At 73.4% G+C, this 9,776-nt stretch carries 12 protein-coding genes; 4 read left to right on the top strand and 8 right to left on the bottom strand.

The window, feature by feature from the left end; all coding sequences use genetic code 11:
- Window positions 1–167 precede the first annotated feature (167 nt).
- Entirely contained in the window at window positions 168–437 is a 270-nt protein-coding gene (locus tag ABZY44_RS31230) for a DUF1876 domain-containing protein (RefSeq protein WP_356659700.1), read from the top strand.
- A gap of 130 nt (window positions 438–567) precedes the next feature.
- On the opposite strand, the gene ABZY44_RS31225 is transcribed toward ABZY44_RS31230, so the two are convergent.
- Together ABZY44_RS31225 and ABZY44_RS31220 are read right to left on the bottom strand one after the other, a co-directional pair.
- Window positions 568–1,308, bottom strand: a complete 741-nt coding sequence (locus ABZY44_RS31225) for an ABC transporter permease (protein WP_356659708.1) — start codon at window positions 1,306–1,308, stop codon at window positions 568–570.
- A 110-nt stretch (window positions 1,309–1,418) separates the two neighbouring features.
- Entirely contained in the window at window positions 1,419–2,441 is a 1,023-nt protein-coding gene (locus ABZY44_RS31220) for an ATP-binding cassette domain-containing protein (RefSeq protein WP_356659698.1), read from the bottom strand.
- A 121-nt stretch (window positions 2,442–2,562) separates the two neighbouring features.
- Between ABZY44_RS31220 and ABZY44_RS31215 the strand changes: the two genes are divergently transcribed.
- On the top strand, window positions 2,563–3,369 hold the full coding sequence (locus ABZY44_RS31215; protein WP_356659696.1) for a TetR/AcrR family transcriptional regulator: 807 nt from the start codon (window positions 2,563–2,565) through the stop codon (window positions 3,367–3,369).
- On the opposite strand, the gene ABZY44_RS31210 is transcribed toward ABZY44_RS31215, so the two are convergent.
- Window positions 3,347–3,592, bottom strand: coding sequence for a DUF397 domain-containing protein (locus ABZY44_RS31210; RefSeq protein WP_356659694.1), 246 nt, complete (start codon window positions 3,590–3,592; stop codon window positions 3,347–3,349). The genes ABZY44_RS31215 and ABZY44_RS31210 overlap by 23 nt on opposite strands.
- Complete coding sequence (locus ABZY44_RS31205; protein ID WP_356659692.1) at window positions 3,589–4,368, bottom strand: helix-turn-helix transcriptional regulator; 780 nt, start codon at window positions 4,366–4,368, stop codon at window positions 3,589–3,591. The genes ABZY44_RS31210 and ABZY44_RS31205 overlap by 4 nt, the downstream gene beginning before the upstream one ends.
- A 157-nt stretch (window positions 4,369–4,525) precedes the next feature.
- Between ABZY44_RS31205 and ABZY44_RS31200 the strand changes: the two genes are divergently transcribed.
- Entirely contained in the window at window positions 4,526–4,909 is a 384-nt protein-coding gene (locus ABZY44_RS31200; RefSeq protein WP_356659690.1) for an ATP-binding protein, read from the top strand.
- A 331-nt stretch (window positions 4,910–5,240) separates the two neighbouring features.
- Here ABZY44_RS31200 and ABZY44_RS31195 read toward each other — a convergent pair whose 3' ends face one another.
- From ABZY44_RS31195 to ABZY44_RS31180, 4 genes are all read right to left on the bottom strand, one after another.
- Window positions 5,241–5,732: a hypothetical protein gene (locus ABZY44_RS31195; protein ID WP_356659688.1), complete on the bottom strand. Its 492-nt coding sequence runs from the start codon at window positions 5,730–5,732 to the stop codon at window positions 5,241–5,243.
- Window positions 5,729–6,175, bottom strand: a complete 447-nt coding sequence (locus ABZY44_RS31190; protein ID WP_356659706.1) for an RNA polymerase sigma factor — start codon at window positions 6,173–6,175, stop codon at window positions 5,729–5,731. Before ABZY44_RS31190 ends, ABZY44_RS31195 begins: the two co-directional genes overlap by 4 nt.
- Window positions 6,176–6,276: 101 nt before the next feature.
- A complete protein-coding gene (locus tag ABZY44_RS31185; protein ID WP_356659686.1) occupies window positions 6,277–6,765 on the bottom strand; it encodes a DUF3995 domain-containing protein in 489 nt (162 codons plus the stop codon).
- 236 nt (window positions 6,766–7,001) lie between these two features.
- Complete coding sequence (locus ABZY44_RS31180; protein WP_356659704.1) at window positions 7,002–7,799, bottom strand: VOC family protein; 798 nt, start codon at window positions 7,797–7,799, stop codon at window positions 7,002–7,004.
- A 148-nt stretch (window positions 7,800–7,947) separates the two neighbouring features.
- Between ABZY44_RS31180 and ABZY44_RS31175 the strand changes: the two genes are divergently transcribed.
- Window positions 7,948–9,678, top strand: a complete 1,731-nt coding sequence (locus ABZY44_RS31175; RefSeq protein WP_356659684.1) for an FG-GAP-like repeat-containing protein — start codon at window positions 7,948–7,950, stop codon at window positions 9,676–9,678.
- The last annotated feature ends 98 nt before the right edge of the window (window positions 9,679–9,776 follow it).

Raw genomic sequence — 9,776 nt, 5'->3', positions numbered from 1 at the left:
CGGCAGGTACGCGTCGTTGGACAGCGGTCCGAGTGCGGTGAGCGCTCCGAGGATGATGGCGAAACGGGCGAGCCCGGCGCCCTTCGAGCCCCGCCCCCCGACTCGCATCCCACCTCCCGCAGGCGCACCCTGGAGGCAGTGTGGTTGACCCCTGGAGGTGGTGCACCATGTCCACGCTCGTCGGGTGGCATGTGGAGCTCGAGTTCACCGAGGAAGGACACCGCACGAGTGCGGCGGCCCTGGTCAGGCTCGGGGACGGCTCCGAGATACGGGCGCACGGCTACGCCATGCGTCACCCCTCCGACCCGGATCAGCTGCGGGTCGGGGAAGAGATCGCCGGCGCGCGAGCGCTGATGGATCTCGCGTCGCAGATGTTGCAGAAGGCCCACACGGAGATCGACGCGGCGACGGGCAGGCACTCGTACCCGCTGCACTGACGCGGTACCGCGTCACGGGTGACGCGTCACGCACGCACGCCCGCACGCACGCGCCCAGATCCGCCGCTGCGGCCCGTCCACCCCCAGGACGGGCCGCAGCGGTGGACACCGCCCGCGTCACCGCCCCCGCCTACCGCGTCCGCCGTTCGAAGAGGACGGCCGCCAGGGTCACGGACACCACGCCGATGCCCGCACACCAGGTCAGGGCCACCCAGGGGGAGTCGCCCGCCGGCTGGGCCAGGAGCAGGGCCCGGAGGGATTCGATCACCGGGGTCAGCGGCTGGTGGTCGGCGAAGCCGTGGAGCCAGCCGGGCATGGTGTCGATGGGGACGAACGCGCTGGACGGGTACGGCAGGAACATCATCAGGAAGGTGAAGCCGCCCGCCGCCTCCGGCGTGCCGGCGAGCAGGCCGAGCGTCGCGGCCAGCCAGGAGATCGCGGTGATGTACGCGACCAGGAGCGAGGCCGCGGCCAGGTAGCCGGGCAGCGAGGCCTGGGGGCGGAAGCCGATGGCGAGGGCGACGGCCAGGACCAGGCCGGTGGACACGAGATTGCGCAGGACCGAGGCCGTGACGTGTCCGGCCAGGATCGGGACGCCGCCGACGTCCAGGGAGCGGAAGCGGTCGATCACGCCGTCCCGCAGGTCGGTGGCGACGCTGACGGCGGTGCTCGCCGCGCCGAAGCCCGCGCAGAGCAGCATCGCTCCCGGGACCACGTAGGTCACGTAGGCGGTACCGGTGTCGATGGCCCCGCCGAAGAAGTAGACGAAGATCAGCATCAGCATGACCGGCAGCATCAAAGCCGTGATCAGGGCGTCCGGTTGGCGGCGGCTGATACGGAGGCTGCGCCCGGCCAGGACCAGGGCCGCCACGGCTGTGGCGGGACGGGCCGGCGGCACGGAGGGCCGAGCCGGGAGGGTGGCCCCGGCGGCCAGCCCGGAGGTGGGTGCGGAGGTGGGTGCGGAGGGCGTCACGGAGTGGGTCACGGTGCGGCTCCCGTCAGGGTGAGGAACACGTCGTCGAGGGTGGCGCCGCGGACCGTGAAGCGGTCCACGGCGGTGCGGTCCGGGTCGAGTGCGTCGAGCAGGGACCGGACGTGGGCGGCGCTGCCGTCGGTGGGCAGGCTGAGGCCGAGCTCCTGCGGAGCGAGGGTGGGACCCTCGGCCGCGAAGGCGGCCGCCCCCGCGACAGCGGTGGGCGCGTCCGCCGTCCCGGTGGCCGCCCCCGCCGCGAGCCCCGCTACGAGCCCCGCCGCGTGCGGGGCCAGCGAGTCGTAGGCGTCGCGGCTGGTGAGGGTCAGGTCGAGGCGGTGGCCCGCCACGCGGGACTTGAGCTGCGCAGGGGTGCCCTCGGCGGCGATCCGGCCGCCGGACAGGACGGCCACGCGGTCGGCGAGCCGGTCGGCCTCCTCCAGGTACTGGGTGGTGAGCAGCACGCTCGTGCCGTCGGCCCGCAGCTCCCGTACGAGTTCCCAGAGGTCTTGACGGCTGCGCGGGTCGAGCCCGGCGGTCGGCTCGTCCAGGAAGAGCACCTCGGGTCGGGCGACCAGGCTCGCGGCGAGGTCGAGGCGGCGGCGCATGCCGCCCGAGTAGGTCTTCGCCGTGCGCGCGGCGGCTTCGGCGAGTCCGAAGCGAGTGAGGAGCTCGTCGGCGCGGGCGCGGGCGGCGCGGGCCGAAAGGCCGGAGAGGCGGCCGGTCGTGCGGAGCATCTCGGCGCCGGTCTGGAGGTCGTCCACGGCGGCGAACTGCCCGCTGAGGCTGATGCGTTGGCGGACCCGGGCCCGCTCCGTGGCGATGTCGAACCCGGCCACGCGGGCGGTGCCGGAGTCGGGTGCGGTGAGGGTGGCGAGGAGGCGGACCGTGGTGGTCTTGCCCGCGCCGTTGGGACCGAGGAGGGCGAGGACGCTGCCGCGCGGGACGGTCAGGTCGACGCCGTCGAGGACCCGGAGGTCGCCGTAGGACTTGGTCAGGCCGGTGGCGCGGATGCCGAGGTCGTTCGTGGTCATCGGAGGCCACGCTCCCTTCTGCATGCTCGAGTCTGCGTTCTGCGTATGCAGTACGCGCTTCTGTGTAAGTAATACACAGAACTAGGATGTGGGTCAACGACGAGAGCGGAAGCGGGCGGCCATGGCGAAGGAGCCGGAGAGGGAACCGGTGGAAGGCACCGGGCTCCCGGCGAGCCTGGAAATGGCCTGGGGCCTGCGCGAACGCCCCGGCAAGGGGCCGCGCCCCACGCTGACGCTTCCCCGGATCGTGGAGGCGGCGGTGTCCCTGGCCGCCACCGAGGGAATGGACGCCGTCTCCATGGGCCGGGTGGCCAAGGAACTGGGCGTCTCGACGATGTCCCTCTACCGGTACGTCACGGCGAAGGAAGAGCTCTACATCCTGATGTCGGACGCGGGCGTGGGCACCCCGCCGGAACCAGGACCCTCCGGGGGCTCGAGTTCGGGTTCGGGCGAGGTCCCCGGTGTCGGCTGGCGGGAGCTGCTGACCGACTGGGCGTACGCGCAGCGGGCCGTCCTGATGGCCAACTCCTGGATCCTGCGCATCCCGATCACGGCCCCGCCGGCCACCCCGAACCAGCTGGCCTGGATGGAACGCGGGCTCGCCGCGCTCGCCGGCACCGGCCTGGAGGAGAGCGAGAAGCTCTCCACGATCATCCTGATCGGCGGCCTCGTACGGAACGAGGCCACCATGGCCGCGGACATGATGGACGCCATCGTGAAGTCCGGGGTCTCACCGGACCAGGTGGTGGGCCAGTACGTACGCATGCTGCGGCTGCTGACCGACCCGGAGCGCCACCCGGCGGTGACCCGGCTGCTGGACTCCTCGGCGTTCACCGGCTCGGACGAGCCGGACTTCCAGTTCCGCTTCGGTCTGGGCCGCCTGCTGGACGGCCTGGCCGAACTGATCAGCGAGCGGTCCACTCCGTAAGGGCGTCCCAGGCGGCGGGGGCGAGGTCGAGGACGGGGCCGTCGGCGACCTTGCTGTCACGGACGTGTACCTGGGTCGCGCAGGCGGCGACTTCGACGCAGGCGTCGCCTTCGTCGGTGCTGTACGAGGACTTCCGCCAGGCGAAGGCCACTTCCAGGCACTGGCCACCTTCGCTGGCGCTGTAGCTGGACTTGAACCACTGCGGTGCGGTCGTGGCGCTCATGTCTCTCCTAGCAGGCGGTCCAACAGGCCCCGTGTCTGCTCGGTGTTGAGGGCCTGGGTCCGCAGCATTGCATACTTGCGCGCCAGGATGCTGACCTCGTCCGGGGCCGAGACGAGCTGGCTGCCGCGCTGACTTTCTGTGTAGCCCAGGTGCTGGTGGTCCTGGGTTTCCAGGATGGTGAACGGGCCGTCGAGAGCGGCGTGAGAGGTCCGCCCAAGCGGCATCACCTGCAAGCTCACGTCCGGCAGACCCGCGCACGCGCGCAGGTGCCGGAGCTGCTCCGCCCACACCTCGTCGCCGCCGAGCCGGTCGCGGAGGACCGCCTCCCAGACGACGAAGCTCAGGGTCGGCGGGGTGGGGCGGCGCAGGATCTCCTGCCGGGCGATCCGGGTCGCGGTCAGCGACTCGACCTCCGCCTCCGGGTGCGCCGGGACGCGGCACCGGAACACGGCCCGGGCGTAGCTCTCCGTCTGGAGCAGGCCCGGCACGACCTGGTTGTCGAACCAGGAGAGGGCGATCGCGGTGTACTCCAGATCCATGTACTCCTCGGCCCACGGCGGCGTCGCGTCCACCTCCGGCATCCCGTGCGCCGCAACGGTCAGCAACCCCGGCAGTCCGAGGTGGCGGTCCATCAGCTCCGCGACGTTCGGCATCAGGCTGCGCCGTCCCTGCTCGATCGACGCGATGGTCTCCGCGTCCAGCCGGACCAGCTCTCCGAGCTGCTTCTGGGTCAGGTTCTTGGCGGTTCGGGCCGCGGCCACCTGCGTGCCGACCATCTTCGTGGTCGTCGCGTTCGGCCTCGCTCGTTTCCTCGGTGGCATGACAGCGAACTCCCCACCCTGTGCGTGGACTACCCCGCTTCGACCCGTACTCATCCAGGAGTACGGGTCGACGCTCAGTCACACGCTAGTGACCGCGCGCGACGATCGTCCCGTGAATCCGCATACTCAAGCAGCCCTCCTGATCGAGCGGCTCTACCTGCGCAATCCCCAGTCCGTCGCGGCCGCGCGCCAGTTCACACGTGACACCTTGCACGGGTGGGGGAGGCCCGGCCGGGACGGCGACGTGTCGCTCTGCGTGAGCGAGCTGACGACCAATGCCCTGCGCTACGGCGTCCCGCGCGGCCGGGGGTACCTGCTGCGGCTGCTGGCCTTCGACGCCACGGTCCGGGTCGAGGTCCACGACAGCGGCCCCGGCCTCTCCCGGATGACCGAACGTCCGCCGGGGAACGGACTGTTGCTCGTGGACGCCCTCGCCGACGCCTGGGGCGTACTGCCCCGGGCGCCGGGCAAGGTCGTGTGGTGCGAGTTCCGCTGACCGCGGATCAGGCGGTCGTGCGGCGGCGGTGCCGACCGGTGCCGGCGACCAGGGCGGCGCCCATGGCCAGGGCCACGCCGGCTCCGCCGAGCGCCCAGGTGGAGGCGGGGTCGCTGCCGGTGGCGGCGAGCTCGCCACCGGTCTGTGTGCCCGTGCCCGTGCCCGTGCCCGTGCCCGTGCCCGTGCCGGCACCGGCACCCGTACCGGGGTGGGGAGGATTTCGGTCCGCAAACAGATCACGGCTCAGACAAGATCCGCTGTGGGTGTGGGTGTGGGTGTGGGTGTGGGTGTGGGTGTGGGTGTGGGTGTGGGTGGGTGCGGGCCCTGCCGTCTATGCCTCTGCCCGCGGAGACATCTCCCCGATGCGTCCCGCCAGCCGCCCCATCGCCTCCCGCAGCTCCCGCTCCGCGCCCAGCGGGACGATCGCCGCGCGGCCGGGGACGCGTACACCGCCGGTCAGGGCGACGCGCGTGCCGCCGCCGGGCTCCGGGGCGGCGGCCATGCCGATGATGAGGAAACGGCTCTGGAGCCAGCACCAGCCGGGGCGCAGGACGCCGCGGAAGTGGGCGCGCAGCCCGTACTTGCTGCGGGCCAGGGCCTCCACGCGGTCACCTCGGACGTGCAGGACGCGGACGGTGCGCATGTCCGGCTGGAAGCGGCCGAACTCACCCTCCAGGTCGGACATCAGCGCCCAGACGGCCTCCACGGGGGCCGGTACCACCTGTTCGACGACCCGGGCTCCGGGGACACCGGCGGCCATGACGCGCAGCCGGCCGACCGTGCCGAGGGAGTGTGCGGCGGTGTGTGCGAGCGGGAACGTCATGAGGTCCACGCCTTTCGGAAGCTCGTACGGGCCCGGTGCAGGCGGGACTTGGCGGTGCCGGGCGGGACGCCGAGGACGGCGGCCGCGGATTCCTCGTCGAGGCCCTCCACGTCCCGGAGCACGAGGACGGCCCGGTGGGCCGGGGTGAGCCGGGCCAGGACGTCGTCGATGTCGGTGGCGAGCTGCGGGTCGCCCCGGCCGGGCACGTCGGTCAGCTCGGCCGGGCGGTCGCGGGCCGCGCGCCGGGCGGTGCGGACGGCCTCGCGGACCGCGACGGAGCGGACCCAGCCGTACAGGGTCTCCGGATCCCGCAGCGTGCGCAGCGACCGGAACACGGCGAGCAGGGCTTCCTGCGTGGCGTCCGGGCCGTCCGCGAGGGCGATCGGGGTGCAGATCCGGGCGATGTACGGGGTCAGGTGGTCGAGGAGGTCGTGCAGCGCCAGGGTGTTGCCGCCCCGCGCGGCGCGGGCGAGGGCGACCCCGCGGTCGCGGGCGGCCTGGGTGAGGGGGCCGGCCGGGGGGCTGCCCGGCCGGGCAGCCGGGGTCAACGCGCCCTCGCCAGGCGGGCCGCCGCCCAGCCGAAGGCGAGGCAGGCCGGGGTGTAGAGGACGAGGTTGAGGGTGGGGAAGGGACTGTCCGGAGGGCTGTCGAGGAGGCCGGCCGCCCAGCCGAGGCCCGCGAGGCCCCGTACGGTCAGCCCGGCGGCGACGGCGGCGGTGATCAGACGGGCGGCCAGGCGGGTGGGCCGGTTGCCCAGGCCCTCCGCGTGGGCGAGGACGGCGGCGGCGCCGGTGAGGGTGAGGGCGGCGAGCGGCAGGACCACGGCGGGGCCGAAGGACACCTCCGTGCCGAGCACGGCCAGGGACAGCGTCCGCTCGTCGGGCGCGGGCCAGGTGGCGCCGGTGGCCCAGTACAGGTGGATCAGCCCGTCGGCGGCGAGCAGCGCGGCGAGCGCCCGGCCGGTACGCCGTCGCGCCGTGCCCGTCCTCGCCCTCGGCTGCGGCTGCGGCTGCGGCTCCGTCCTCGTCTTCACAGGTCGAGCCGACGGACCCGTCGCGTGCTCCATGGTGTCCCCCATCGTGTGTCCCCCCGGCCGTGAAACGCTCTGGCACACAGAGGAGGGGGCCCACAGGGAAAACGTTCCCTGTGGGCCCCGTCACATCGGGCTGATCCTTCACATCGGGCTGATCCTTCACACGCGTCGGCCCCGTCAGGCGGGTCGGTCCCGTCCCGCGCGCGGTGCTCCGGGTCCCGCGCGCCGTGCCCCGGTCAGGCCGGCTGCTCCGGGGCACTCGCCTTGATGACCGCGAACGGCGCGCCCTGCGGGTCGGCCAGGACGGCCATGCGGCCCGCCGCCATGTCGAAGGCGGGGGCGAGGACGGAGGCCCCGGCGCGGACGGCGGCGGCCTGGATGCTGTCCACGTCGTCGGCGTGGAAGTACGGGAGCCAGTTCGGCGGTGTGCCCGGCGGGAGGTTCTTGAGGTCCATCATCCCGCCCACAGCGCGGCCGCCGACCTTGAACTCCGTGTACCCCTCGGCGTCCGGCATCTCGGACGGGGCCGTCGTGACCGGCAGGACGGCGGAGTAGAACGCGGCCGCGGCGGCGACGTCGCCGGTGCTGAGCTCGTTCCAGATGAGGGCGCCGTGCTCGTTGACGATGCCCGCACCGTCGAAGGTGCCCGCCTGCCACAGACCGAAGACGGCGCCGGTCGCGTCCGCGAGGACGGCCATCCGGCCGAGGTCCATGACGTCCATCGGGCCCGTGACGATCCGGCCGTGCGCGTCGGTGGCCGACTTGAGGGTGGCGTCGAGGGCGTCGGTGGCCAGGTAGGTGGTCCACACGGTCGGCGGCATCGGGTCGGGGACGGTGCCGTCCGGATTCATCGCCTTCATGATGCCGGCGACGGGCTTGCCCTTGAGCGTGCAGACGGAATATCCGCCCTGCTCGGCCGGGCCGATCTCGCCCTGCCAGCCGAAGAGGTCGCCGTAGAAGTCCAGGGCGGCCTGCTGGTCGGGAACCATCAGGTCGATCCAGCACGGGGTGCCGGGCTTGTAGGGGCCGTTCATGTCGGGCACGGGGCCCTCCGGGGGTGGGTAGGGGAAGGACGGGCCGTCCCCTACCCGGGCCGTACGGCCCGAACCGGGCCGTACGGGTGATCATGGGTGGGGCCGCGGGGGAGATCCGCCGGTCATCGCACTGACAAAGGGTGGGGAATTGAAGAGATCCGTACGGATGCTCGTGTCCGTGGTGGCGGCCGTCACCGCTCTGGGCGCGACGCTCGGCACCGCGCTGGTCGCGGCGCCCCCGGCCGGGGCCGTCCCGGTCGCGGCGCCGTCGCAGAACGAGATCCGGGTCGTGTCCTGGAACATCTGCGGGGAGGCCGGCGGCAACCGGGGCGACGCGGGCTACTGCCCGTACCGCGACCAGCCCGCAGCGAAGATGGACGAGGTCAAGAAGGTCGTGGACGAGCGGCGCGCCAACGTCGTGATGCTCCAAGAGGTCTGCGGCGGTGCCCCCGGCAGCCACATGGCGCTGCTCCAGGAGCGGCTCGGCAGCGCATGGTCGATCCGGCACGCCAAGGGCGCGCGCCCCGACGGCCGCACCGACTGCCGGGCGGGACTGACCGGTGACCTCGGCATCCTGCTGGCCGTCAAGGGCGACGTCACCGGCTCCTGGGCCGAGAACACGCTGCCGGCCTCCACGGACGACCAGCAGACCCTGTCGACGCTGTGCGTGGCGGTGGAGGGCTGGAGCACCACGCCCTGCACCACGCACATCATCCCGGGCCAGGCGAGCCGCGCCGCCCAGCAGATCAAGAACGTCAAGGCGTTCCTCGACGCGCACGCCCCCGGCGGCTCCGTCCTGGGCGGCGACTTCAACCGCAACGCCGGTGCGGCCGAGATGGCGCCGCTGACCAGCGCCTACGACAGCTGCATCGACGGGTTCACGTACCACGGCTGGGACACGGTCGGTACGGGCGGACACTCCTGGAACAAGCTCGACCACCTCTTCACCACGAAGGCGGTCGGCGCGAGCCGCTTCGGTTCCTGCGCCATCGACTCGGCGCGGATGGACACCACCCCGAACGAGCCGACCAGCGGCGCCCCGAGCGGGGTCTCCGACCACGCGCCCGTCACCGCCGTACTGCGCGGCGCCCCGAGGGCCGGCGACATGAACGGTGACGGCGCGTCCGACCTGGTCGCCGTCGACGACGCGGGCAAGCTCCGCCTGTACGCCGGCCAGGGCAACGGCGGCGTCACCGGCGGCCCGGCCGAGATCGGCAGCGGCGGCTGGGCCGGCGCCTCGGTCTCCCACCGCGGCGACTGGACCGGCAACGGCACCGAGGACCTCGTCGCCCGCGTCGGCACCGAGCTGCGCGTCTACCCCAACCGCGGTGACGGCACCCTGGCCTCCCCGGTGCGGATCGGCACCGGACTCCCCGCCGACTCCCAGGTGGTCAGCGTCGGCGACGCCACGGGCGACGGCTACCCGGACGTGATCGCCACCCTCGGCGACGCCCTGTGGCTCTACGCGGGCAACCCGGCCGCCAACCCCGGCGTGAAGTCCGGGGTGCAGATCGGCCTGCGGGGCTGGGCCCCGATGAACCTGAGCGCGGCGGGCGACGCCGACCACGACGGCCGCGCCGACCTGTTCGCGCGCGACACGAACGACGACCGGCTGTGGCTCTACCGGGGTCACGGCGACGGCACCTTCGGCGAGCGCACCGAGTACGGGCACGGCTACGGGTCCGTCAACCGGCCGCTGCTGGCGGGCGCCGGCGACGCGGACGGAAACGGGGTCGCCGACCTGTGGGCGACCACCAACGAGGGCACGGGCACGCTGCTCTTCTACGCGGGCGGGACCAACGGCGCGGGCGAGCCGGTGGACGGGACCCGCACCACGGTCGGGCAGAGCGGCTGGAGCACCATCCGCGCGATCGGCTAGCGCGCACCCGGCACCGAAGAGGGGCGCCGCGGGGCGCGCCGCCCCGCTGGTCGGCGGGCGGCCCACCGCGGCGCGGTGGGGGGGGGGGAGGTGGTGGT

The sequence above is a fragment of the Streptomyces sp. NPDC006544 genome (assembly GCF_040611715.1).
Lineage (GTDB): Bacteria > Actinomycetota > Actinomycetes > Streptomycetales > Streptomycetaceae > Streptomyces.
The sequence above is the reverse complement of the archived record's forward strand: the minus strand, read 5'-3'. Positions and strand labels throughout refer to the sequence as shown.

Coding starts and splice junctions, on each gene's coding strand:
- ABZY44_RS31230 (WP_356659700.1), top strand. CDS start 168: ATGTCCACGCTCGTCGGGTGGCATGTGGAGCTCGAGTTCACCGAGGAA.
- ABZY44_RS31220 (WP_356659698.1), bottom strand. CDS start 2,441: ATGACCACGAACGACCTCGGCATCCGCGCCACCGGCCTGACCAAGTCC.
- ABZY44_RS31215 (WP_356659696.1), top strand. CDS start 2,563: ATGGCGAAGGAGCCGGAGAGGGAACCGGTGGAAGGCACCGGGCTCCCG.
- ABZY44_RS31210 (WP_356659694.1), bottom strand. CDS start 3,592: ATGAGCGCCACGACCGCACCGCAGTGGTTCAAGTCCAGCTACAGCGCC.
- ABZY44_RS31205 (WP_356659692.1), bottom strand. CDS start 4,368: ATGGTCGGCACGCAGGTGGCCGCGGCCCGAACCGCCAAGAACCTGACC.
- ABZY44_RS31195 (WP_356659688.1), bottom strand. CDS start 5,732: ATGACGTTCCCGCTCGCACACACCGCCGCACACTCCCTCGGCACGGTC.
- ABZY44_RS31180 (WP_356659704.1), bottom strand. CDS start 7,799: ATGAACGGCCCCTACAAGCCCGGCACCCCGTGCTGGATCGACCTGATG.